22 protein-coding genes are annotated in these 22,537 nt (G+C 61.5%); 11 read left to right on the top strand and 11 right to left on the bottom strand.

Features of this window, described 5'->3' with window-relative positions; genetic code table 11:
- Positions 1 to 8 precede the first annotated feature (8 nt).
- The 6 genes from ACGSLL_RS05715 to fdhA all read left to right on the top strand — a co-directional run bounded on the left by ACGSLL_RS05715 (position 9) and on the right by fdhA (position 7,698).
- Positions 9 to 1,259, top strand: coding sequence for a sarcosine oxidase subunit beta (locus tag ACGSLL_RS05715; protein ID WP_003177603.1), 1,251 nt, complete (start codon positions 9 to 11; stop codon positions 1,257 to 1,259).
- 14 nt (positions 1,260 to 1,273) lie between these two features.
- Entirely contained in the window at positions 1,274 to 1,603 is a 330-nt protein-coding gene (locus ACGSLL_RS05710; protein WP_016772830.1) for a sarcosine oxidase subunit delta, read from the top strand.
- The gene (locus ACGSLL_RS05705; RefSeq protein WP_394504002.1) at positions 1,600 to 4,617 is read left to right on the top strand and encodes a sarcosine oxidase subunit alpha; all 3,018 of its coding nucleotides are present in this window, start codon (positions 1,600 to 1,602) and stop codon (positions 4,615 to 4,617) included. The genes ACGSLL_RS05710 and ACGSLL_RS05705 overlap by 4 nt, the downstream gene beginning before the upstream one ends.
- A gap of 142 nt (positions 4,618 to 4,759) precedes the next feature.
- Positions 4,760 to 5,392, top strand: coding sequence for a sarcosine oxidase subunit gamma (locus tag ACGSLL_RS05700; RefSeq protein ID WP_332764704.1), 633 nt, complete (start codon positions 4,760 to 4,762; stop codon positions 5,390 to 5,392).
- A gap of 123 nt (positions 5,393 to 5,515) precedes the next feature.
- On the top strand, positions 5,516 to 6,373 hold the full coding sequence (gene purU / locus ACGSLL_RS05695; protein ID WP_208939479.1) for a formyltetrahydrofolate deformylase: 858 nt from the start codon (positions 5,516 to 5,518) through the stop codon (positions 6,371 to 6,373).
- 125 nt (positions 6,374 to 6,498) lie between these two features.
- Positions 6,499 to 7,698 carry a formaldehyde dehydrogenase, glutathione-independent gene (gene fdhA, locus ACGSLL_RS05690; protein WP_090286964.1) on the top strand — a complete coding sequence of 400 codons (1,200 nt, stop codon included), beginning with the start codon at positions 6,499 to 6,501 and terminating at the stop codon, positions 7,696 to 7,698.
- A gap of 58 nt (positions 7,699 to 7,756) precedes the next feature.
- On the opposite strand, the gene ACGSLL_RS05685 is transcribed toward fdhA, so the two are convergent.
- The 4 genes from ACGSLL_RS05685 to ACGSLL_RS05670 all read right to left on the bottom strand — a co-directional run bounded on the left by ACGSLL_RS05685 (position 7,757) and on the right by ACGSLL_RS05670 (position 9,690).
- Positions 7,757 to 7,969 (bottom strand): cold-shock protein, encoded by a 213-nt coding sequence (locus ACGSLL_RS05685; protein WP_394503998.1) that lies wholly within the window; start codon positions 7,967 to 7,969, stop codon positions 7,757 to 7,759.
- 50 nt (positions 7,970 to 8,019) lie between these two features.
- Complete coding sequence (locus tag ACGSLL_RS05680; protein ID WP_394503996.1) at positions 8,020 to 8,226, bottom strand: hypothetical protein; 207 nt, start codon at positions 8,224 to 8,226, stop codon at positions 8,020 to 8,022.
- 157 nt (positions 8,227 to 8,383) lie between these two features.
- Entirely contained in the window at positions 8,384 to 9,058 is a 675-nt protein-coding gene (locus ACGSLL_RS05675) for an anti-sigma factor (RefSeq protein ID WP_394503994.1), read from the bottom strand.
- Complete coding sequence (locus ACGSLL_RS05670) at positions 9,055 to 9,690, bottom strand: sigma-70 family RNA polymerase sigma factor (protein ID WP_394504994.1); 636 nt, start codon at positions 9,688 to 9,690, stop codon at positions 9,055 to 9,057. The genes ACGSLL_RS05675 and ACGSLL_RS05670 overlap by 4 nt, the downstream gene beginning before the upstream one ends.
- Before the next feature lie 149 nt (positions 9,691 to 9,839).
- Between ACGSLL_RS05670 and ACGSLL_RS05665 the strand changes: the two genes are divergently transcribed.
- On the top strand, positions 9,840 to 10,397 hold the full coding sequence (locus tag ACGSLL_RS05665) for a DUF2780 domain-containing protein (protein ID WP_208939483.1): 558 nt from the start codon (positions 9,840 to 9,842) through the stop codon (positions 10,395 to 10,397).
- A gap of 1 nt (position 10,398) precedes the next feature.
- On the opposite strand, the gene ACGSLL_RS05660 is transcribed toward ACGSLL_RS05665, so the two are convergent.
- Positions 10,399 to 11,286, bottom strand: coding sequence for an acyltransferase (locus ACGSLL_RS05660; RefSeq protein ID WP_394503992.1), 888 nt, complete (start codon positions 11,284 to 11,286; stop codon positions 10,399 to 10,401).
- A 280-nt stretch (positions 11,287 to 11,566) separates the two neighbouring features.
- Here ACGSLL_RS05660 and rloA2 point away from each other — a divergent pair, with 280 nt between their 5' ends.
- From rloA2 to creD, 4 genes are all read left to right on the top strand, one after another.
- On the top strand, positions 11,567 to 12,070 hold the full coding sequence (gene rloA2 / locus ACGSLL_RS05655; protein WP_090286958.1) for a retropepsin-like aspartic peptidase RloA2: 504 nt from the start codon (positions 11,567 to 11,569) through the stop codon (positions 12,068 to 12,070).
- 68 nt (positions 12,071 to 12,138) lie between these two features.
- Positions 12,139 to 12,819: a two-component system response regulator CreB gene (gene creB, locus ACGSLL_RS05650; protein WP_394503989.1), complete on the top strand. Its 681-nt coding sequence runs from the start codon at positions 12,139 to 12,141 to the stop codon at positions 12,817 to 12,819.
- The gene (gene creC / locus ACGSLL_RS05645; protein ID WP_394503987.1) at positions 12,819 to 14,237 is read left to right on the top strand and encodes a two-component system sensor histidine kinase CreC; all 1,419 of its coding nucleotides are present in this window, start codon (positions 12,819 to 12,821) and stop codon (positions 14,235 to 14,237) included. Before creB ends, creC begins: the two co-directional genes overlap by 1 nt.
- A 174-nt stretch (positions 14,238 to 14,411) precedes the next feature.
- Positions 14,412 to 15,779, top strand: a complete 1,368-nt coding sequence (gene creD / locus ACGSLL_RS05640; RefSeq protein WP_394503985.1) for a cell envelope integrity protein CreD — start codon at positions 14,412 to 14,414, stop codon at positions 15,777 to 15,779.
- 202 nt (positions 15,780 to 15,981) lie between these two features.
- Here creD and ACGSLL_RS05635 read toward each other — a convergent pair whose 3' ends face one another.
- The 6 genes from ACGSLL_RS05635 to ACGSLL_RS05610 form a co-directional block, all read right to left on the bottom strand.
- Positions 15,982 to 16,611: a glutathione S-transferase gene (locus ACGSLL_RS05635; RefSeq protein ID WP_394503983.1), complete on the bottom strand. Its 630-nt coding sequence runs from the start codon at positions 16,609 to 16,611 to the stop codon at positions 15,982 to 15,984.
- Between the two features lie 220 nt (positions 16,612 to 16,831).
- Positions 16,832 to 17,011 (bottom strand): hypothetical protein, encoded by a 180-nt coding sequence (locus ACGSLL_RS05630; protein ID WP_394503981.1) that lies wholly within the window; start codon positions 17,009 to 17,011, stop codon positions 16,832 to 16,834.
- A complete protein-coding gene (locus ACGSLL_RS05625; protein ID WP_394503979.1) occupies positions 17,008 to 18,138 on the bottom strand; it encodes a PepSY-associated TM helix domain-containing protein in 1,131 nt (376 codons plus the stop codon). The genes ACGSLL_RS05630 and ACGSLL_RS05625 overlap by 4 nt, the downstream gene beginning before the upstream one ends.
- A 74-nt stretch (positions 18,139 to 18,212) precedes the next feature.
- Positions 18,213 to 20,651, bottom strand: coding sequence for a TonB-dependent siderophore receptor (locus tag ACGSLL_RS05620; RefSeq protein WP_394503977.1), 2,439 nt, complete (start codon positions 20,649 to 20,651; stop codon positions 18,213 to 18,215).
- Positions 20,652 to 20,856: 205 nt separating this feature from the next.
- Positions 20,857 to 21,831: a FecR domain-containing protein gene (locus ACGSLL_RS05615; protein ID WP_394503975.1), complete on the bottom strand. Its 975-nt coding sequence runs from the start codon at positions 21,829 to 21,831 to the stop codon at positions 20,857 to 20,859.
- Positions 21,828 to 22,346, bottom strand: coding sequence for an RNA polymerase sigma factor (locus ACGSLL_RS05610; RefSeq protein WP_394503973.1), 519 nt, complete (start codon positions 22,344 to 22,346; stop codon positions 21,828 to 21,830). The genes ACGSLL_RS05615 and ACGSLL_RS05610 overlap by 4 nt, the downstream gene beginning before the upstream one ends.
- Positions 22,347 to 22,537: the final 191 nt, after the last annotated feature.

Genomic DNA, 22,537 nt, shown 5'->3' with positions numbered 1-22,537 from the left:
AAATGACTATGCAACGCTATTCGGGCTTCGGCCTCTTCAAACACTCGCTCAGCCACCACGAAAACTGGCAGCGCATGTGGCGCACGCCCACGCCGAAAAAAGTTTACGACGTGGTCATCGTCGGCGGCGGCGGGCACGGTCTGGCGACTGCCTATTACCTGGCGAAAGAACACGGCATCACCAACGTCGCGGTGGTCGAGAAGGGCTGGCTGGGCGGCGGTAACACCGCGCGCAACACCACCATCGTGCGCTCCAACTACCTGTGGGACGAGTCGGCGCACCTCTACGAGCATGCGATGAAATTGTGGGAAGGCCTGTCGCAGGACCTCAACTACAACGTGATGTTCTCCCAGCGTGGCGTCTACAACCTGTGCCACACCCTGCAGGACATCCGTGATTCCGAGCGTCGGGTCAGCGCCAACCGCCTCAACGGCGTCGACGGCGAACTGCTCAACGCCAAGCAAGTGGCAGACGAGATTCCGTACCTCGACTGCTCGAAGAACACCCGTTACCCAGTGATGGGCGCTACCGTGCAGCGTCGCGGCGGCGTCGCCCGTCACGATGCCGTGGCCTGGGGCTTTGCCCGTGCCGCCGATGCCTTGGGCGTGGACCTGATCCAGCAGACCGAAGTAATCGGCTTCCGCAAGGAAAACGGCGTGTGCATCGGCGTCGAAACCAACAAGGGTTTCATCGGCGCCAAGCGCGTCGGCGTGGTCACTGCCGGTAACTCCGGGCACATGGCCAAGCTGGCCGGTTTCCGTCTGCCGATCGAATCCCACCCGCTGCAAGCGCTGGTGTCCGAGCCGATCAAACCGATTATCGACAGCGTGATCATGTCCAACGCCGTGCACGGTTACATCAGCCAGTCCGACAAGGGCGACCTGGTGATCGGCGCCGGTATCGACGGCTACAACGGTTACGGCCAGCGCGGTTCGTACCCGGTGATCGAGCACACCGTGCAAGCGATCGTCGAGATGTTCCCGGTGCTCTCCCGCGTGCGCATGAACCGCCAGTGGGGCGGCATCGTCGACACCACTCCGGACGCCTGCCCGATCATTTCGAAAACCCCGGTACCGAACATGTTCTTCAACTGCGGTTGGGGCACCGGTGGCTTCAAGGCCACACCTGGCTCGGGCAACGTGTTTGCCGCGAGCCTGGCCAAGGGTGAAATGCACCCATTGGCTGCACCGTTTTCCATCGACCGTTTCCACAACGGCGCCCTCATCGACGAACACGGCGCTGCTGCCGTCGCCCACTAACAGGAGAAATCCCCATGTTGCATATCTTCTGTCCTCACTGCGGCGAACTGCGCTCCGAAGAGGAATTCCACGCATCCGGCCAGGCGCACATCCCGCGCCCACTGGACCCGAACGCCTGCACCGACGAGGAGTGGGGCGACTACATGTTCTTCCGCGATAACCCGCGCGGTCTGCACCACGAACTGTGGGACCACGTCGCCGGTTGCCGGCAGTACTTCAACGTCACCCGCGACACCGTGACCTACGAGATTCTCGAAAGCTACAAGATCGGCGAGAAACCACAATTCACCGACAAGGCTGGCACTGCGAAAACCGCCACGACGGCGCTGGGAGAGAAGGTATGAGCCAGACCAATCGCCTGTCCAACGGTGGACGGATCGACCGCAACAAAGTCCTGAGCTTCACCTTCAACGGCCAGACCTACAAAGGTTTCGAGGGTGACACCCTGGCCGCTGCGCTGATTGCCAACGGCGTCGACATCATCGGCCGTAGCTTCAAGTATTCGCGTCCGCGCGGCATCTTCGCCGCCGGTGCCGAAGAGCCGAACGCGATTCTGCAGATCGGCGCCACCGAAGCCACGCAGATTCCCAACGTGCGCGCCACGCAACAGGCGTTGTACCAAGGTCTGGTCGCGACCAGCACCAACGGCTGGCCGAGCGTCAACAACGACATGATGGGCATTCTCGGCAAGGTCGGCGGCAAGCTGATGCCGCCGGGTTTCTACTACAAAACTTTCATGTACCCGCAATCGTTCTGGATGACTTACGAGAAGTACATTCGTAAGGCTGCCGGGCTCGGCCGTTCGCCGACCGAGAACGATCCGGACACCTATGACTACATGAACCAGCACTGCGACGTGCTGATCGTCGGCGCTGGCCCGGCCGGTCTCGCTGCAGCGCTGGCCGCTGCGCGCAGCGGTGCCCGGGTGATTCTGGCCGATGAGCAGGAAGAGTTCGGCGGCAGCCTGCTCGACTCGCGTGAAAGCCTCGACGGCAAACCGGCGATGGAGTGGGTCGCCAGCGTCCTCGCCGAGCTGAAGAACACCCCGGACGTGCTGCTGTTGCCGCGCGCCACGGTCAACGGTTACCACGACCACAACTTCCTGACCATTCACGAACGCCTCACCGATCACCTCGGTGACCGCGCGCCGATCGGCCAGGTGCGTCAGCGCATTCACCGTGTGCGCGCCAAGCGTGTGGTGCTGGCGACCGGCGCGCACGAGCGTCCGCTGGTCTACGGCAACAACGACGTGCCAGGCAACATGCTTGCCGGTGCGGTGTCGACTTACGTGCGTCGTTACGGCGTCGCACCGGGCAAAAAGCTTGTCCTCAGCACCAACAACGATCACGCCTATCGCGTCGCGCTGGACTGGCTTGATGCGAGTCTGCAAGTGGTGGCGATCGCCGATGCACGCAGCAACCCGCGCGGGGCACTGGTCGAAGAGGCGCGTGCCAAAGGCATTCGTATCCTGACTGGCAGTGCGGTGATCGAAGTGCGTGGCAGCAAACGCGTCACCGCTGCCCGCGTTGCGGCGATTGATGTAAAAGCACACGCCGTGACCAGCCCGGGCGAATGGCTCGACTGCGATCTGGTCGCCAGCTCCGGTGGTTACAGCCCGGTGGTGCACCTGGCTTCGCACCTGGGCGGCAAGCCGATCTGGCGTGAAGACATCCTCGGTTTCGTGCCGGGCGAAGCACCGCAGAAACGCGTGTGCGTGGGTGGCGTCAACGGCGTTTATGCGCTGGGCGATTCTCTGGCTGACGGTTTCGAAGGTGGCGTGCGCGCTGCGGCTGAAGCCGGTTTCCAGACTGTCGAAGGCGTACTGCCGAAAGCCTTGAGCCGCGTCGAAGAACCGACGCTGGCGCTGTTCCAGGTGCCCCACGAGAAGAACTCGGCACGTGCGCCGAAGCAATTCGTCGACCTGCAGAACGACGTCACCGCCGGTGGCATCGAACTGGCGACCCGTGAAGGCTTCGAGTCGGTCGAGCACGTCAAGCGCTACACCGCGCTGGGCTTCGGCACCGATCAGGGCAAGCTCGGCAACGTCAACGGGCTGGCGATTGCCGCGCGTTCACTGAACGTGACCATCCCGCAGATGGGCACCACCATGTTCCGCCCGAACTACACGCCAGTGACCTTCGGCGCCGTGGCCGGTCGTCACTGTGGGCACATTTTTGAACCGGTGCGCTACACCGCGCTGCATGCCTGGCATGTGAAGAGCGGCGCCGAGTTCGAAGACGTCGGGCAGTGGAAGCGTCCATGGTACTTCCCGAAAAACGGCGAAGACCTGCACGCCGCGGTCAAGCGCGAATGCAAGGCTGTGCGCGACAGCGTCGGCCTGCTCGATGCCTCGACCCTCGGCAAGATCGACATTCAAGGCCCGGATGCCCGCGAATTCCTCAACCGCGTGTACACCAACGCTTGGACCAAGCTCGACGTGGGCAAGGCGCGTTACGGTTTGATGTGCAAGGAAGACGGCATGGTCTTCGACGACGGTGTCACGGCGTGTCTGGCCGACAACCATTTCGTCATGACCACCACCACCGGTGGCGCTGCCCGCGTGCTGCAGTGGCTGGAGCTGTACCACCAGACCGAATGGCCAGAGATGAAGGTGTACTTCACCTCGGTCACCGACCACTGGGCGACCATGACCCTGTCCGGGCCGAACAGCCGCAAGCTGCTCAGCGCCGTGACCGACATCGATCTGAGCAACGAAGCGTTCCCGTTCATGACCTGGAAAGAAGGTCTGGTGGGTGACGTGCCGGCGCGGGTGTTCCGCATCTCGTTCACTGGTGAGCTGTCGTACGAAGTCAACGTCCAGGCCGACTATGCGATGGGCGTGCTGGAGAAAATCGTCGAGGCCGGCAAGCAGTACAACCTGACGCCGTACGGCACTGAAACCATGCACGTGCTGCGTGCGGAAAAGGGTTTCATCATCGTCGGCCAGGACACGGACGGCTCGATGACCCCGGACGACCTGAACATGGGCTGGTGCGTCGGTCGCACCAAACCGTTCTCGTGGATCGGCCAGCGCGGCATGAACCGTGAAGATTGCGTGCGTGATCAGCGCAAACAGTTGGTCGGCCTGAAGCCGATCGACCCGACCAAATGGCTGCCGGAAGGTGCGCAGCTGGTGTTCAACACCAAGCAGGCGATCCCGATGAGCATGGTCGGCCACGTGACTTCCAGCTACGCGCACAACTCCCTCGGTTATTCATTTGCCATGGGTGTGGTCAAGGGTGGTCTCAAGCGCATGGGCGAGCGGGTGTTCGCACCGCTGGCCGATGGCAGCGTGATCGAGGCGGAAATCGTTTCTTCGGTGTTCTTCGATCCGAAGGGTGAGCGGCAGAACATCTGACAACCTCGGGAGCGGTGGGCGGGCGGCTATTCGCGAGCAGGCTCGCTCCCACATTCGATCGCGTTTCCCTGTGGGAGCGAGCCTGCTCGCGAAGGCGGCGGCACAGCCACCACAGGAACCAACAGAATTCAGAAGGTGCTTTATGACCACAGCCAATGTTTACCAGCAACGCCCGACCACCGGCGCCCGCGCCGAGTCGTCGCTGCACCATGCCGACCTCGCCAGCCTGGTCGGCAAGGGCCGCAAGAACGCCGGCGTGATCGTGCGTGAGAAAAAACTCCTCGGCCACCTGACCATCCGCGGAGATGGCCACGATGCGGCCTTCGCCGCCGGTGTGCACAAGGCGCTGGGCATTGAACTGCCCGGCGCCCTCAGCGTCATCGTCAAAGGTGAAACCAGCCTGCAATGGATGGGCCCGGACGAATGGTTGCTGATCGTGCCCAGCGGTGAAGAATTCGCCGCCGAGCAGAAACTGCGCGAAGCGCTGGGCGATTTGCACATCGCAATCGTCAACGTCAGCGGCGGCCAGCAACTGCTCGAACTGAGCGGGCCGAACGTGCGTCAGGTGCTGATGAAGTCGACCAGCTACGACGTGCACCCGAACAACTTCCCGGTCGGCAAAGCGGTGGGCACGGTGTTCGCCAAGTCGCAATTGATGATTCGCCACACGGCTGAAGACACCTGGGAACTGCTGATCCGTCGCAGCTTCTCGGATTACTGGTGGTTGTGGTTGCAGGATGCTTCGGCCGAGTACGGCCTTAGCGTTCAGGCCTGATGATGATCGTTCCCACGCTCCGCGTGGGAATGCATCCCGGGACGCTCCGCGTCCCAAGAGCGGACGCAGAGCGTCCATGGCGGCATTCCCACGCAGAGCGTGGGAACGATCAGAGGAAAAAATATGAGCCGCGCCCCAGACACATGGATTCTGACCGCCGACTGCCCCAGCGTCCTCGGCACCGTGGACGCGGTCACGCGTTTTCTGTTCGAGCAGGGCTGCTACGTCACTGAGCACCATTCGTTCGACGACCGTCTCTCCGGGCGCTTTTTCATTCGCGTGGAATTCCGCCAGCCCGACGGCTTCGACGAACAATCCTTCCGCGCCGGCCTGGCCGAGCGCGGGCAGGCTTTTGGCATGCTGTTCGAGCTGACCGCGCCGAACTACCGGCCGAAAGTGGTGATCATGGTGTCCAAGGCCGATCACTGCCTCAACGATTTGCTCTACCGCCAGCGCATCGGCCAGCTGTCGATGGACGTGGCGGCGGTGGTGTCCAACCATCCGGATCTCAAGCCGTTGGCCGACTGGCACCAGATTCCCTACTACCATTTCCCGCTCGATCCCAACGACAAACCGGCGCAGGAGCGGCAGGTCTGGCAGGTGATCGAAGAGTCCGGCGCCGAACTGGTGATCCTCGCCCGCTACATGCAGGTGCTGTCGCCGGAGCTGTGCCGCAAGCTCGATGGCAAAGCGATCAACATTCACCACTCGCTGCTGCCGGGCTTCAAGGGCGCCAAGCCGTATCACCAGGCCTACAACAAGGGCGTGAAGCTGGTTGGCGCGACGGCGCATTACATCAACAACGATCTGGATGAAGGGCCGATCATTGCCCAGGGCGTCGAGGCGGTGGATCACAGTCATTACCCGGAGGATCTGATTGCCAAGGGGCGCGATATCGAAGGCCTGACGCTGGCGCGGGCGGTTGGGTATCACATTGAGCGCAGAGTGTTTCTCAATGCCAATAGAACCGTCGTTCTTTAACAACAGCTTCAAGTTGCAAGCTTCAAGCCGCAAGACAAAGCGGTCAGCACACTTCTTGCGGCTTGTAGCTTGCCGCTTGAAGCTCAATCCACTCTCTACCCAACAACAAATATAGAGGTGATGGCATGTCTGGCAATCGTGGTGTGGTGTATCTCGGCGCTGGCAAGGTCGAAGTACAGAAAATCGACTATCCGAAAATGCAGGACCCGCGCGGCAGGAAGATCGAACACGGTGTGATCCTGCGTGTGGTTTCCACCAACATCTGCGGCTCCGACCAGCACATGGTGCGCGGCCGGACCACGGCGCAGACCGGTCTGGTGCTGGGTCACGAAATCACTGGCGAGGTCATCGAAAAAGGCTCCGACGTCGAAAACCTGAAGATCGGCGACCTCGTCTCCGTACCGTTCAACGTGGCTTGCGGGCGCTGCCGTTCCTGCAAAGAGCAGCACACCGGCGTCTGCCTGACCGTCAACCCGGCCCGTGCCGGTGGCGCTTACGGTTACGTCGACATGGGCGACTGGACCGGCGGCCAGGCCGAATACGTACTGGTGCCGTACGCCGACTTCAACCTGCTGAAACTGCCGGACCGCGACAAGGCCATGGAGAAGATCCGCGACCTGACCTGCCTCTCCGACATCCTCCCGACCGGTTACCACGGCGCCGTCACTGCCGGCGTGGGGCCGGGCAGCACCGTGTACATTGCCGGCGCCGGCCCGGTCGGTCTGGCCGCTGCCGCCTCTGCGCGTCTGCTTGGTGCGGCGGTGGTGATCATCGGCGACGTCAACACCATCCGCCTGGCCCACGCCAAGGCTCAGGGTTTTGAGATCGTCGACCTGTCCAAAGACACCCCACTGCACGAGCAGATCGCTGCACTGCTCGGCGAGCCGGAAGTCGACTGCGCAGTCGACTGCGTCGGCTTCGAAGCCCGCGGCCACGGCCACGACGGCGTCAAGGCCGAAGCCCCGGCCACCGTACTCAACTCACTGATGGGCGTGGTGCGCGTAGCCGGCAAGATCGGTATCCCGGGCCTGTACGTCACCGAAGATCCGGGTGCCGTGGACGCCGCCGCGAAAATGGGCAGCCTGAGCATTCGCTTCGGTCTGGGCTGGGCCAAGTCCCACAGCTTCCACACCGGCCAGACTCCGGTGATGAAGTACAACCGCCAGTTGATGCAGGCAATCATGTGGGATCGCATCAACATTGCCGAAGTGGTGGGCGTGCAGGTCATCAGCCTCGACCAGGCGCCGGAAGGGTATGGCGAATTCGATGCGGGTGTACCGAAGAAGTTTGTGATTGATCCGCATAAGTTGTTTAGTGCGGCGTAGTTTTATTAAGGGAACAGAGGCGGCGACTGCAGAGTCGCCGCTTTTTTTGGGTTACTCATTACTCAGGGCGAACTTCCGCTGCTTGGTCCCCTTTCTGTCCTTTCTCCCTTACAAAGGAAACTGTCTGTCCTTCTTTTAAGCTTTTAAAACCATCGGACTCTATTGCTTTAAAGTGAACGAAAAGATCCCCGCTGCCTTTTTGAGCTGTAATGAATCCATAGCCCTTTTCATCGTTAAACCATTTGACCGTACCAGTCTCTCTATCTGACATTTCCGTATTTCCTGCTTCGTTGGTTAACCGGTTACAAAACTGCAAAGACTTTAGGACGTTTTTGGTTTGCGCTCGTCCAGAGCGAATTTGATGTCCACAGCGTAGTACTGACCGCTATCCCCGCGCACAAGGTCATAAGTAACCTTCTGTCCCGCTTTGATAAGTTTGATGATTGGATCGTCCGGGCTGATGCAAAAGATGATCGGCGGGACATCTGATTCGAGCAGCTCATCGCGCGACCGGCATGGCTTTTCCATCTCTTTATCTCCCGATTAGTGACCGTAAGTAGCACCTCGCTTTCTTCTAACTTTAGCGTATTCGATGCCACATATCGGCACACCTGTCAGATCTGACAGGTGTTTAGTATGTTTGGGAATAGCGGTGTGAAAGCTAAGAAATCAACGGTCTAAATAATCAGAGAGCAACCAATGCCCCTTGATAAAGAACAGGTCCGGTTGGTTTACCAGTCGGCGACCCACCTTTAGGCTCAAGCGTTACCGCCAACGTAATCGGCTTGCCGATCAACCCTTTCTGCGCCTCGCTCAACTCGACCTTGCCCTTGCCCCCGACCGGAACCACACCCAGCGAGATCGGCGTGCCATCGTCGGGAATCGCCCACAATTCGAGGCGTCGATCCGCCTCCACCGCTGCAAGTATCAGCGGTTCGACCTGCAGATAATCCGCATGCGCTTCGACCTTCAACGCCGGTTTTGCATCCGTGCTTAACAGCGTGGCGCTGTAGCGGGCGTCGTCACGGTTGTACAGCGAGCCGACGAACACCAGCGCGACGATGGAGCACGCTGCCACCGTGAGCCGCAGCCAATTCCAGAACGGCCGTTTCTCGGGTACGTGCAGCACTTGCGGTTCGATGCGCGCGGTAATGCTGTGCCAGACGCGGTCCGGCACGGGGCGTTCCGGCAGTGCTTCGGTGAGAGAGGCGAGGGTTTCCTGCCAGTGCGCCAGCTCGCGGCGCAGTGCCGCGTCATCCACAAGCAACTGTTCAAAGCGCCGCCGCGCCGGCGCTGGCATCAAGCCGATTGCATAATCGGCAGCGAGGGCGCGGCGCAGGGCAGGGGTCTGGTAGTTCATGCTTCAAGGCACCGGCGCAGGCGTTCCAGGCCTCGGCGAATCCACGATTTGACGGTTCCCAGGGGCGTGGCCAGATGTTCGGCAAGTTCGCTACAGGACAACCCCTGAAAGTACGCCACACTGATCGATTGGCGCTGCATGCCGTCGAGGGTTTCCAGGCAGCGCTTGAGCGCGTGGGCTTCGCGGGCGCTGTTCAGTTGTTCGTGCGCCGAGGGGCTTTCATCCGACAGCGCGTCTTGCTCAACCTCGCTCAGCGGCCGCTCGCGCCGCTTGCGCAATTGATCGATGGCTTGATTGCGGGTGATGTTGATCATCCAGGTCAGCGGCGCCGACAAGTGCGCCTCGTAGCGCGAGGCGTTGTGCCAGATGCGCACGAAGCTTTCCTGCAGCACCTCTTCGGCCAGATCGGCGCGGCCCATGAAGCGCAGCGCTACGCCGTGCAGGCGCGGGCTGACGCTGCGGTACAGCGTTTCAAAAGCGCGCCGATCCCCTAGCGAGCACTGGGCGAGGAGCTGGCGCAACTGATCGGTGTCGGCGATGGATATGACCATTCTCCAGACAAGCGTGAGCGCACGACGGCGAGGCTCGAACTGTTCACAGGCTAGTTCAGCGACAGGGCTTGTGCCATTCATCATGTCGGCGTCCGGATTTCACGTTTTATATACGCAGGCCAGATGAAAATGGATGCGCCGCGCCGGAACATGCGCCTGGATACCCGGTCAAACCGGCAGTTTTACTGCCCGTCGACCGGGTGGTTTTCACAGCTCGAGAGGATGTCTGAATGAAGATTTCACGCGGTTTTGCCCTGGCATCGCTCCTGACCCTGGCCGCCGGGCCGGTGTTTGCTGGTTTCAGCCTGAATGACGTGGCCGGTGCGGTCTCGGGCATGCAGGGTGGCGACAAGGCCGCTGCGGCGGCGCCGACCTCGGAAACCGCTGGTTTGCTCAGCGCCCTGAGTGCGCTGGACGTGACGCCGGAGCAAGCGGTGGGCGGCACCAGCGCAATGCTGGGCCTGGCGAAGAACCAGTTGAGCAGCACCGACTATTCGCAATTGGCCAAGGAAGTGCCGGGAATCGACAAGTTGTCCGGTGGCAGCGGCAATCTGGCGGCGCTGGGCGCGTTGCTTGGTTCGTCGGGCAAATCTGCCGGGCTGGAAAATGCGCTGGGCAACGTCAAGGACACCAACGACCTGAACAACGCGTTCAGCGCGCTGGGCATGGACAGCGGCATGATCGGCCAGTTTGCCCCGGTGCTCCTGCAATACCTCGGTCAGCAGGGTGTGGGCGGTTCGCTGCTGAGCAGCCTGGGCAATATCTGGGGCACCGGCAGCGGTAGCTGAGTCAGCGGCGCTCGTTGCGCAATTCGGCGATGCGCTGATCCTTCTCGGTCCAGAGCTGGTTGACCCAGTTCTGGACACGCTCGCGAAACACCGGGTCCTTTTCGTAATCGCCCTGCCACAGCGCCGGGTCGAGTTCGCGGGTCTTGATGTCGATGATGACCCGCGGAACGCTGCCACAGATCAGATCCCAAAACCCAGGAATCTTCTCTTGCGGGTAGACCACCGTCACATCGAGCATGGCATCGAGTTGTTCGCCCATCGCCGCCAATACAAACGCCACGCCACCGGCCTTGGGTTTGAGCAGGTGATTGAACGGTGATGTCTGCTGTGTGCTTTTCGCCAAGGTGTAGCGCGTGCCTTCCAGATAATTCACCACGGTCACCGGCTGACGTTTGAACAGCTCGCAGGCGGCTTTGGTGATCTCCAGATCCTTGCCTGCCAGTTCCGGGTTCTTCGCCAGAAAGGCCTTGGTGTAGCGCTTCATGAACGGGTAATCCAGCGCCCACCACGCCAGCCCAAGGAACGGCACCCAGATCAGCTCTTTCTTGAGAAAGAACTTGAAGAACGGCGTGCGCCGGTTGAGGGTCTGGATCAGCGCGGGAATGTCGACCCACGATTGATGATTGCTGACCACCAGATAAGAGGTGTCGCGACGCAAATCGTCGCCGCCGCGAATGTCCCATTGCGTGGGGATGCACAGCTGGAAGATCAGCTTGTCGATCTCGGCCCAGGTCTCGGCAATCCACATCACCGCCGCGGACGCATAATCGCGCCAGCGCCCCGGTGCGACCAGTTTGAGCAAGGCAAACACCATCAACGGCCCGATCAGGATCAGGGTGTTGAGCAACAGCAGCAGGGTGACGAAACAGCCGGTGAGCAGGCGGCGCATAGGCAACTCTTGGAAGTGTCAGGGGCGGGCCATGATAAGCAGCTTCGCGCGACAGGCCAAATCGGTGGTGACGAATGTTTCACTTTTTGGTCGGTATGCTTGGCTCAAGAGTCGTGTTGAAGCTGCCGGCCTCTTCGCGAGCAGGCTCGCTCCCACAGGGGAATGCATTTCAATGTGGGAGCGAGCCTGCTCGCGAAGCGGTCCGAGAAGCGAACGAATGACTCAACGGGTGTCTAAAATCCAAGCCTGCCGCCCTTCAATTTCCAAGGAAGCCCCCTAAGTGAAATCCCTCCTTGCACTGTTTGCCCTCGTCGCCCTGCCGGTCATGGCCGCTGAGCCGACCCTGTACGGGCGTTACGAATACATCGCGCTGCCGGAAATCGGCGGTGAAGTGCTCAAGGCCAAGATGGACACCGGTGCGCTGACCGCCTCGCTGTCGGCCAAGGATATTGAAACCTTCACCCGCGATGGCGACGACTGGGTGCGTTTCCGCCTCGCCACCAAGGACGCCAGCAACAAGGTCTACGAGCACAAGGTCGCGCGCATCAGCAAGATCAAGAGCCGCTCGGACGAAGAGGACGAGGGCGAAAGCACCGACGTCGCCAAGCGCCCGGTAGTCGATCTGGAACTGTGCCTGGGCAACGTCAAGCGCACTGTCGAAGTCAACCTGACCGACCGCAGCCACTTCAACTATCCGCTGCTGATCGGTGCCAAGGCGTTGCGCGAGTTTGGCGCCGCAGTGAATCCGGCGCGGCGCTTCACCGCCGACAAGCCGGACTGCTAAGTGGTCTCATTGACGTAACGTCAGGCTTGGGGCACCGTTCGCGCACTTAACCCACAGGCTCGGATGCCATGCCCCATATCCTGATTGTCGAAGACGAAGCGGCGATTGCCGATACGCTGATTTTCGCCCTGCAGGGCGAAGGCTTCAGCACCACGTGGCTGAGCCTCGGCGCGGCAGCGCTTGAGCATCAGCGGCAGACGCCGGCCGATCTGATCATTCTCGACATCGGCCTGCCGGACATCAGCGGCTTCGAGACCTGCAAACAGCTGCGGCGCTTCAGCGAAGTGCCGGTGCTGTTCCTCAGCGCACGGGATGCCGAGATCGATCGTGTGGTTGGCCTGGAAATCGGCGCCGACGATTATGTGGTCAAGCCGTTCAGCCCGCGTGAAATCGCCGCTCGGGTGAAGGCAATCCTCAAACGCGTGGCGCCGCGCCCGGCGATCGAAGGTGCTTCGGCGCTGTTTCGCATCGATGCAGATCGGGTGCAGATCATCTATCGCGGCCAGACCCTGAGCCTGACCCGTCACGAATTCCGACTGTTGCAATGCCTGCTCGAACAACCCGAGCGGGTGTTCAGTCGTGAGCAACTGCTCGACGCCTTGGGCGTGGCAGCGGATGCCGGTTACGAGCGCAGCATCGACAGCCACATCAAAAGCGTGCGTGCCAAACTGCGCCTGGTGCGCGCCGACGCCGAGCCGATCCAGACCCATCGCGGCCTCGGCTACAGCTACAGCCCGGGGCACAGCTGATGTCGTTGGGGCTGCGGATTTTTCTGGTGTATGTGCTGTTCGTCGGCCTGACCGGGTATTTCGTGCTCAACACGGTGATGGAAGAAATCCGCCCCGGCGTGCGCCAGTCCACCGAGGAAACCCTGGTCGACACCGCCAACCTGATGGCGGAAATCCTGCGCGACGACTTCAAGGCCGGCACCCTCAGTGAAAACCGCTGGCCGCAACTGCTGCGCGCCTATGGCGAGCGCCAGCCGCAGGCGACGATCTGGGGCTTGCCGAAGAATCAGGTCAACCACCGGATCTACGTGACCGACGCCAAAGGCATCGTCGTGCTCGACTCCAGCGGCGTCGCGGTCGGCCAGGATTACTCGCGCTGGAATGACGTCTACCTGACCTTGCGCGGCGAGTACGGCGCGCGTTCGAGCCGCAGCGACCCTGACGATCCGAACTCCTCGGTGATGCACGTCGGCGCGCCGATCCGCGACAACGGCAAGATCATCGGCGTGGTTACTGTGGCCAAACCGAACAGCTCGTTGCAGCCTTACGTCGATCGCACCGAGCGGCGCTTGCTGGTTTACGGCGCCGCGCTGATCGGCCTCGGCCTGTTGTTCGGCGCGTTGCTGTCGTGGTGGCTGAGCCGCGCGCTGCACCGGCTGACCGGTTACGCCCAAGCGGTGAGCGAAGGCCGGCGTGTGGAAGTGCCGCATTATCGCGGCGGCGAACTGCAACAGCTTGCCACTGCAGTGGAGCAGATGCGCACGCAGTTGGAAGGCAAAGCCTACGTCGAGCGCTATGTGCATACGCTGACCCACGAGCTGAAAAGTCCGTTGGCGGCAATTCGTGGTGCGGCGGAGTTGCTGCAAAGCGATATGCCTCCCGTCCAGCGCCTGCGCTTTGTCAGCAACATCGACAGCGAAAGCGCGCGGATGCAGCAGCTGATCGAACGCTTGCTCAATCTGGCGCAGGTCGAACAACGCCAAGGCCTGGAAGAGCGTGTGGCAGTGCCGCTGGCGCTGTTGGTCGCAGAGTTGCTGCAGGCGCAGGCTGCGCGGATCGAGGGCAAGCAGATGCGTGTCGAGCAAGCGATTGGCGAGGATCTGTTGCTGATTGGCGAGCCGTTTCTGCTGCGCCAGGCGTTGGGCAATCTGCTGGAAAACGCTTTGGATTTCACTCCCGCGCAAGGGTTGTTGCGCTTGAATGCCGAGCGGGTTGGCGAGCAGATCGAGGTGCGACTGTTCAACGAAACCACGCCGATTCCCGATTACGCCTTGCCGCGTCTGACCGAGCGCTTCTACTCATTGCCGCGCCCGGACAGTGGGCGCAAGAGCACCGGGTTGGGGCTTAATTTCGTTGAAGAAGTGGTCAAGTTGCATGGTGGTGCGCTGCGTATCGGCAATGTCGAGAGCGGGGTGGAGGTAGTGTTGCGCCTGCCTTGAGACCGAGTCGCGGCCTTCGCGAGCAGGCTCGCTCCCACAGAGAAGTGCATTCCAAAGTGGGAGTGAGCCTGCTCGCGATAGGGCCGGTACATTCTCCACACAATCTCCATACTTTCCCCATAAACCACCCACACCGGCACAACAGACTCTGCCCATCCAAACAGGGAGAGTCCCATGAACCGAAATCTGACCATCAAGCTCGGCGCCATCGCCCTGCTGATCCTGCTGTTGCTGATACCGCTGCTGATGATCGACGGCGTCATCGACGAGCGCCAACAATTACGCGACGGTGTACTCGATGACATCGCCCGCAGCTCCAGCTACAGCCAGCAGCTGAGCGGGCCGGTGATGGTGGTGCCGTATCGCAAGGTGGTGCGCACCTGGAAAACCAACGAAAAAACCAATCAGCGTTTTGAGGAAGTCGGCGAACAACGTGGGCGCTTGTACTTCCTGCCGGAGCGTTTCGAACTCGACGGCCAGGTGGAAACCGAGCTGCGCAAGCGCGGCATTTATGAAGCGCGGCTGTTTCACGCGGACAACCGCATCAACGGTCATTTCGCCCTGCCAGCGCAATTGGGCATCAAGGAGAACTTCGCTGATTACCAGTTCGACGCGCCGTTCCTGGCGGTGGGCATCAGCGATATCCGGGGCATCGAAAATGCCCTGAAACTGGAAGTCGATGGCCAGCGCCTGGACTTTGTCCCAGGGTCGGAAGTGGGCTGGATCGGTGAAGGCGTGCATGTAACGCTGCCAGCGCTGGACACCGGCAAAACCACCCAACTGAGCTTTGCCTTCGACCTGCGCCTGCAAGGCACCGGCTCGCTAAAAGTGTTGCCTGTGGGCAAAACCAGCAGCGTCAGCCTCAAGGCCAACTGGCCGCACCCAAGCTTTGTCGGCAACTTCCTGCCGGCCAAGCGTGAAATCAACGATCAGGGTTTCAGCGCCGATTGGCAGACCTCGTTTTTCTCCACCAACCTGCAAGAAGCGATGGACCGCTGCATCGTCGGCGACTGCGATGGGCTGAACGGCCGCAGCTTTGGCGTCAGCTTCATCGACCCGGTCGACCAGTACCTGAAAAGCGACCGAGCGATCAAATACGCCTTGCTGTTCATCGTCCTGACCTTCGCCGGTTTCTTCCTCTTCGAAGTGCTCAAGAGCCTCGCGGTGCACCCGGTGCAGTACGCGTTGGTCGGTGTGGCGCTGGCGTTCTTTTACCTGTTGCTGCTGTCGCTGTCGGAACACATCGGCTTCGCCCTGGCGTATCTGCTGTCGGCCAGTGGTTGCGTGTTGCTGATCGGCTTTTACGTCTGCCATGTGCTGCGCAGCGTGCGTCACGGTTTGAGCTTCTCCACCGGGCTGGCAGCGTTGTATGGCCTGCTCTATGGATTGCTGAGCGCTGAGGATTACGCGCTGCTGATGGGCTCGCTGCTGCTGTTCGGATTGCTTGGGGTGTTCATGGTGCTGACGCGCCGGCTGGACTGGTATGCGATCGCGCAGAAACCGGCGAAGCCGCTGGAGTTTGATCTGGGGGTGGTGGAATGAGCGGGTTGAGAGCTGAGCGCAGGGAAGTGGCGGTTCTGCTGACACTGATTTTTGCAGCGCTGCCACCGAAACCGAGCTGGTGCATTCGCGAGCAGGCTCGCTCCCACATTGGTTTTATGTTGCTACCACCATGGCATGAACAACGCAATTCAACTGTGGGAGCGAGCCTGCTCGCGAAGAGGGCGGAACAGGCGCCGCCAATTTAGGGCTTGGGCATTGTCGCGACCATGGAAGGCCGCTGACTCACCTCAAAATACCAATCGCCCAGTTGTGGATTGGCCGCGCGCCAATCCATGTCCGGGAAACGCAGATCCAGATAACCCAGCGCACAGGCGACGCTGATCGCGGCCACGTCGAAGTGGCTGGTCAGTTCGGCAATCGCCTCGTTTTCCAGCACGGCGAGGGCGCGGCGGATCTTGTCGCGCTGCGCATCGAGCCACTGCTCCCAGTGTTTTTCCACCGGGCGCAGGACGGTTTCGTAACGCACCATCACCGAGGCGTCCATGATCCCGTCGGCCATCGACGCCAGCGTCAGCCGCCGCCAGCGCGCCGCACCTTCACGCGGGATCAGCGGATTGCCGACGTGCTGCTGGTCGAGGTATTCAAGGATCACGCGGCTGTCATGGATGACATTGCCATCGGCCAGACGCAGGGCGGGAATCTTGCTCAACGGGTTGTCGGCGATCAGCGCCGGGTCCGGACTGACCGGGCTGAGCACACAGTCTTGCAGCGCCACGCGATCCTGCTGCCCGGTTTCGTGGAGCAACACCATCACTTTGCGCACGAACGGGGAAAGGGTGTTGTGGTAAAGGGTCATGCTGGGAGCGGACATGGGCAAGGTCTCGATCAGGACAATGATGGCGCAGCATAGCCTGCTCGAGTCCAGCGCAGAACCCATGTGGGAGCGAGCCTGCTCGCGAAGGCGTCGGGACAGTCGACTTTGATGTTGAATGTCAGGGCGCTTTCGCGAGCAGGCTCGCTCCCACATTTGAAATACGTTCCCCTGTGGGAGCGAGCCTGCTCGCGAAGAGGCCTTGGCAGGCGATATAAAATCACCCGCGCTGCAGCAATCCCTTGAGCGCCAGAAATGCCGGCACACCCAGCCCGACCCAGCTCAACGCATCCCAGATGCCGTCCCCCAGCAATGCCGCAAACAACCCCGCCGCACTGAGCAGGGCGATCACGATCGGTGTGCTGAAGACCTTCCAGAAACTCGACTGACGCGGCTTCATGCCGAGGCCTCCGCGGTTTCCGTCACCCGGTTCGCCGCTTTGCGCCGCACTACCCACAGGTATACACCGCTGGCCAGCACGATGATGGTCAACACATCGAGCGTGGCCCACAGGATCTTCATCGGCATGCCGCCGTAGTCACCGAAATGCAAAGGCTGCGACATGCCCATGGCGTCCATGTACCACGGGCGTTCGGCCACGGCGGTAACCTGCAGAGTGGTGGCGTCGATCAGCACTGGCGTCAGCAGATGCGAAGTCAGGTGCGTGCCGCCCTTCATGAATACCGCGTAATGGTGTTCGCTGGAAAAGCGTGTGCCGGGGAAGGCGATGAAATCCGGCTTCATGCCTGGCGCGACTTCAGCGGCAATGTCGAGTAGGCGCGTGGCTGGCGCCAATTGCGTCAGCGGCGGCGCGTCGCGGTACGGCGCAATCAGCGTGGTCAGCGCGTCGTTGCGCCACGCCGCGATCAGCAGGTCGGCGCAGGCGCTGATCACTCCGGTCACGCCCACCACCAGGCACCACGTCAGCGTCACGATGCCGATCAGGTTATGCAGGTCGAGCCAGCGCAGCCGCGTGGATTTGTCCTGGCGCACGGTGCCGAATTTCAAGCGACGCATGAACGGCAGGTACAGCACCGTCCCGGACACGATCGCCACGACAAACAACAACCCCATGAACGCCAGCAGCAGTTTGCCCGGTAACCCGGCGAACATGTCGACGTGCAGGCGCAGGATGAACAGCATCAGGCCGCCGTTGGCCGAGGGTGTTTCCAGCGCCTCGCCGGTGCGCGCATCGAGCATGAAGGTGTGCGACGAGTTCGGTTCGGTGTCCGCGGTTTTCGCCATGATCGCGAACGCCGCATTCGGCTCTTCGTCGTCATAACCGAAGTACTGCATGACTTCGCCGGGCCGATGCTGCTGCGCGGCGTCGACCAGTTGCTGCAGGTTGAGCTGCGGCGTGTCGGCCGGCATTTCGCGCAACTCGGGAGCGTTGCCGAGCAGATGATCGATCTCGTGGCTGAAAATCAGCGGCAGACCGGTCAGTGCCAGCATCAGCAGAAACACCGTGCAGATCAGGCTGGTCCAGGTGTGAATGAACGACCAGCGGCGGATGGTTTTACTTTTCATTGCATGACCTTCAAAAACACCGAAGCCGTCCACCGCGGACGGCCTGGTAATGGGGCCCGTTTCAGCTCACGCGCTTACCACTTGTAGGTGGCGCTGGCGACGACGCTGCGTTGGTCGCCGTAGTAGCAATAGAAGCTGTCGCAGGTGGAAATGTAGTCCTTGTCGAACAGGTTGGTCGCGTTGACCGCCAGCGACGCGCCTTTGAGGCTGTTGTCGAGGCGACCGAGGTCGTAATGCACCGAAGCGTCGAACACCGTGTAGGCGTCGGCCTTGCCCAGCCAGGTGTTGGCCTTGTCGCCGTAGGTGTTGCCGGTGTAACGCACGCCGCCGCCAATGCCGAAGCCGTCGAGCACGCCGCTGTGCCAGGTGTAATCGGTCCACAGCGAAGCTTGCTGGTTAGGCATCAGTTGCAGGCGATTGCCCTTGTCGACGCCATTTTGCACTTCCGACTTGGCCAGGGTGTAGGCGGCGATGACTTTCAGGTTGTCGGTCACGTCGGACACCGCTTCCAGCTCCAGACCTTTGACTTTGACTTCGCCGGTCTGGCTGGTGATCGAGACGTTGTTGACGAAGGTGTTGACCGAGACGTTCTTCTGGGTGAGGTCATACACGGCGGCGGTCAGCAGGGTCTTGCTGCCCGGCGGCTGGTACTTGATGCCCAGTTCCCATTGCTTGCCTTCGGTGGGTTTCAGCGAACCGGTGGACGTGGCGTCGGCACCGGTGGTTGGCTGGAACGACTCGGCGTACGACAGGTACGGCACGAAACCGTTGTCGAACACGTAGCTGAGGGCCGCGTTGCCGCTGAATTTCTTGTCGCGCTGGGTATTGGTGGCATCGCCCTTGTTGATGAATTGCGTGCTGGTGTGCACCCAGTCTTCACGGCCACCGAGGGTCAGGCGCCATTGATCGAGGGCCATTTGATCCTGCACGTACAGGCCGGTCTGGTAGGTTTTCTGGTCGTAGTCGTAAAACGCCGTGGAGCGCGCCGGGCGGACGATCGGCTGGCCGTAGATCGGGTTGTTGACGTTGATGTCCGGCGCGGTGCCGAAAATCGACGTGTAGTTGGTGTTGCTGCGCTGGTGATCCAGACCCAGCAGCAGGGTGTGGCGGATATAACCGGTGGCGAAGTCGGCCTGGAAACTGTTGTCCACGGCGAACTGGCTGATGTCTTCATCGGCATTGGTGGTACTGCGACCGACGTTACCTTGCTCGTCCACGGTGAACCCGACAAACGATGGGTTGTAGCTGTTGACCGTTACGGTCTGGAACGACAGGTCGGACTTGGTATAACGCAGGTTCTGCTTGAACTGCCAGACGTCGTTAAGGCGATGTTCGAAAGCATAACCGAGCGCGTAATAGGTGCGGTCGTAATAGTCGTAGTCGGGGTCACCCAGGTTTTTATGGTGGGAAATCTCGCCGAACGGCATGTTGATTTTCGTGCCCTGGATTGGATAGAACTGGCTGGTGACACCGGTATCGTCACGCGTGAACTGGGTCAGCAGAGTGAGCCGCGTATCGTCGTCCATGTTCCAGGTCAGGCTCGGCGCGATGTTGTAACGCTTGTTGTCGATGTGGTCGATCTGCGTATCGCTGTCGCGTACCACGCCGCTGATGCCGTAAAGAAACTGCCCGGCATCATCGATCTTGCCGGTGCTGGCGAAGTTGATCTGACGGTGATTGTCGCTGCCATATTGCAGTTGGATTTCGTTGCTCGCTTCAGCACTCGGGCGGCGGCTGACCATGTCGAGCAGGCCGCCCGGCGGGGTCTGGCCGTACACCGAGGAGGCCGGGCCGCGCAGCAGGGCGAGGCGGTCGAGGTTCCAGGTTTCCTGTTTCGGGTTGGCGTACACGCCTTTGGGCAGCGGCAGGCCGTCGAGGAATTGGGTCGGTTCGAAACCGCGCACGCGCAGCCAGTCGGCGCGGGTGTCGCTGCCATAGCTGCTGGCGGTGATGCCCGGCATGTAGCGCACGGCATCGTCGAGGCTGTGCACGCTGCGGTCGTCCATTTGCTGACGGGTCGCCACCGAGATCGAGCGCGGTGCTTCGACCAGTGCGGTGTCGGTCTTGGTCCCGGCGGCGGTGCGCGTGGCGGTGTAGCCCTCGACCGGGCCCCAGGCGGTTTCCAGATTGTCTACGCCGATGACCGAAGTTTCCGGCAGGGCCAGCGTGCCTTCAGGCACAGCGACCAGGGTGTAGGTGCCGGCGCTGCTTTGTTCCAGTTGCAGACCGGTGCCACGCAGGGCGGCGCGCAGAGCGCCGGCGGCATCGTATTGGCCGTTGACCGGTGCCGAGGTCTTGCCCGCCGCCAGTGCCGGATTCAGCGACAACGCCAGGCCGCCCTGACTGGCGATCTGGTTCAACGTAGTCGACAGCGACGCCGCCGGCAGGTTGTAGGCGCGCACGCTGGACGCTTGCTCGGCGGCGAGCAACGGGCTGCTGATCAGCGGGGCGCCGAGCGCGATGGCGACGGCCAGCAGACTGGGGCGCAACAAGGTGTCTAGCGAACGGGACATACGGCGGCTCCTGAATGGAAATATTTCTCAATTGCCTGTGTGCCGGACGAGATTGGAAAAGTGATAGGGCTGGGTGGAAATTCTTTTTTTGCTGGATATGGTTGTGCGGCTGATGGCGCCTTCGCGAGCAGGCTCGCTCCCACAGGTGATCGCATGCCAAAGTGGGAGCGAGCCTGCTCGCGAAGGCGGCTTGCCTGCCGGCGCATTACTCAGGCTTGATATCAGCCTTCGCCACGGTGACCCAATATGGCGTATGCCGTTCGATCTGCACTGGCAGGGTCGGCAGCAATGCGCTCAGGGCCTTGTCGGTATCGTGCAGCGGGAAACTGCCGGTAATGCGCAAGTCCGCCACCTCCGGCGCCACGCCCAGATGCCCGCGACGATAGCGCCCGAGTTCATGCAGCAGATCGCCGAGGCGCGCGTTATCGACCACCAGCATGCCGCGTGTCCAGGCATCGGCGCCGGGATTGAGCGCGGCGACCTGGCCAAGGCCATCGCGGCGCAGCAGCACTTGCTGGCCTTCGCGCAGAATCTGTTCCTGCGGATTGGCTTGCCCATGGGCGGCCACCGCCGACTGCAACACGCTCAACCGCGTGCCGTCTTCTTCTCGCTTGACCAGAAACCGCGTGCCCAAAGCACGCATGCTGCCTTCGCGGGTTTCGACAATGAACGGCCGCGCATCGCCATGACCGGTTTCGACGAGAATTTCGCCTTCCTGCAAGACGATCAACCGGCGCTGGTCATCGAATCGCACATCCACCGCGCTGTGGGTATTGAGATTGAGCACGGTGCCGTCCGCCAGGCGCACGGTGCGCTGCTCGCCAGTCGCGGTGCGCTGGTCGGCCAGCCAGTAATCGAGCGGCAGAAAGCGTTCACTGGCGAACAGCCCCAGACCGACAATCAACGCCACACTGGCCAGACCGCTGCCGAGTTTGCGCACGCGCCGACGAATGCCCTCGCGCGATTGCAGCAGGGCACTGCGCGCCGGACCTTTGGCCACGCTGAAACGCTGGTCGAGCATGCCCAACTGGCGCCAGGCGCGAGCGTGTTCTTCATTCGCCGCGTGCCATTTGGCGAACTCCTCGCGCTCCAGCGGGCTGCTCGAATCGAGGGTCAATTGCCAGGCAATCGCTGCATCCAGCACATGCGCCGGCACCGGCCGAGAACTGGCCGGGCTCATGTTGGCTCACCGTACAGGGCGATGTAGCACTGACGAATGCCTTGCGCCAGATACTGACGCACCCGCGGCACCGAGACGCCGAGGCGGGTGGCAATCTCGGCATGGCTGAGGCCATCGAGGCGGTTATACAGAAACGCGACGCGGGCCTTGGTCGAGAGCTTGCCGAGCAAGCGGTCGATGGCCTTGAGATCGTCGAGGATCATTTGCTGTTCTTCCACCGACGGTTGTTCGGCTTCGGGAATCAGCATCAATTCGGTGAGGTAGGCCTGTTCCAGCGCGGCGCGACGGAAATAGTCGAACAGCAGGCCCTTGGCGATCGCCACCAGAAAGGCGCGCGGCTCGCGCGGTGTCAGCAATTCATCGCGACCGAGCAGGCGCACGAAGGTGTCCTGGCTCAGGTCTTCGGCACGCTGCGGACAAGCCACATTGCGCCGCAGCCACGCCAGCAGCCAACCGCGATGGTCGCGATACAGCGCACCGACAAGCTGACTGTGAGGGCTTGGGACTGACGACACCGGACATCACCGATTGGGAAAGATTAACTAACGCGAATTGTTCGCGATTCTGGCAGAGGTGGGAATGGTTAGCAATTGGCCACTGGTCAGGTGAGGTCTGGAAAATCGCGTTATCGTTCTTCGCGAGCAGGCTCGCTCCCACATTGGAATGCGCTTCCCTGTGGGAGCGAGCCTGCTCGCGAAGGGGACTG

The sequence above is a fragment of the Pseudomonas retamae genome (assembly GCF_043496865.1).
Taxonomy (GTDB): domain Bacteria; phylum Pseudomonadota; class Gammaproteobacteria; order Pseudomonadales; family Pseudomonadaceae; genus Aquipseudomonas; species Aquipseudomonas retamae.
Note: the sequence above shows the minus strand (reverse complement) of the source record. Positions and strands in the feature narration are given on the sequence as shown.

Bases quoted from the DNA above. Each gene is read 5' to 3' on its own strand.
- ACGSLL_RS05715 (WP_003177603.1), top strand. From the start codon at position 9: ATGCAACGCTATTCGGGCTTCGGCCTCTTCAAACACTCGCTCAGCCAC.
- ACGSLL_RS05710 (WP_016772830.1), top strand. From the start codon at position 1,274: ATGTTGCATATCTTCTGTCCTCACTGCGGCGAACTGCGCTCCGAAGAG.
- ACGSLL_RS05705 (WP_394504002.1), top strand. From the start codon at position 1,600: ATGAGCCAGACCAATCGCCTGTCCAACGGTGGACGGATCGACCGCAAC.
- ACGSLL_RS05700 (WP_332764704.1), top strand. From the start codon at position 4,760: ATGACCACAGCCAATGTTTACCAGCAACGCCCGACCACCGGCGCCCGC.
- purU (WP_208939479.1), top strand. From the start codon at position 5,516: ATGAGCCGCGCCCCAGACACATGGATTCTGACCGCCGACTGCCCCAGC.
- fdhA (WP_090286964.1), top strand. From the start codon at position 6,499: ATGTCTGGCAATCGTGGTGTGGTGTATCTCGGCGCTGGCAAGGTCGAA.
- ACGSLL_RS05685 (WP_394503998.1), bottom strand. From the start codon at position 7,969: ATGTCAGATAGAGAGACTGGTACGGTCAAATGGTTTAACGATGAAAAG.
- ACGSLL_RS05680 (WP_394503996.1), bottom strand. From the start codon at position 8,226: ATGGAAAAGCCATGCCGGTCGCGCGATGAGCTGCTCGAATCAGATGTC.
- ACGSLL_RS05675 (WP_394503994.1), bottom strand. From the start codon at position 9,058: ATGAACTACCAGACCCCTGCCCTGCGCCGCGCCCTCGCTGCCGATTAT.
- ACGSLL_RS05670 (WP_394504994.1), bottom strand. From the start codon at position 9,690: ATGAATGGCACAAGCCCTGTCGCTGAACTAGCCTGTGAACAGTTCGAG.
- ACGSLL_RS05665 (WP_208939483.1), top strand. From the start codon at position 9,840: ATGAAGATTTCACGCGGTTTTGCCCTGGCATCGCTCCTGACCCTGGCC.
- ACGSLL_RS05660 (WP_394503992.1), bottom strand. From the start codon at position 11,286: ATGCGCCGCCTGCTCACCGGCTGTTTCGTCACCCTGCTGCTGTTGCTC.
- creB (WP_394503989.1), top strand. From the start codon at position 12,139: ATGCCCCATATCCTGATTGTCGAAGACGAAGCGGCGATTGCCGATACG.
- creC (WP_394503987.1), top strand. From the start codon at position 12,819: ATGTCGTTGGGGCTGCGGATTTTTCTGGTGTATGTGCTGTTCGTCGGC.
- creD (WP_394503985.1), top strand. From the start codon at position 14,412: ATGAACCGAAATCTGACCATCAAGCTCGGCGCCATCGCCCTGCTGATC.
- ACGSLL_RS05635 (WP_394503983.1), bottom strand. From the start codon at position 16,611: ATGTCCGCTCCCAGCATGACCCTTTACCACAACACCCTTTCCCCGTTC.
- ACGSLL_RS05630 (WP_394503981.1), bottom strand. From the start codon at position 17,011: ATGAAGCCGCGTCAGTCGAGTTTCTGGAAGGTCTTCAGCACACCGATC.
- ACGSLL_RS05625 (WP_394503979.1), bottom strand. From the start codon at position 18,138: ATGAAAAGTAAAACCATCCGCCGCTGGTCGTTCATTCACACCTGGACC.
- ACGSLL_RS05620 (WP_394503977.1), bottom strand. From the start codon at position 20,651: ATGTCCCGTTCGCTAGACACCTTGTTGCGCCCCAGTCTGCTGGCCGTC.
- ACGSLL_RS05615 (WP_394503975.1), bottom strand. From the start codon at position 21,831: ATGAGCCCGGCCAGTTCTCGGCCGGTGCCGGCGCATGTGCTGGATGCA.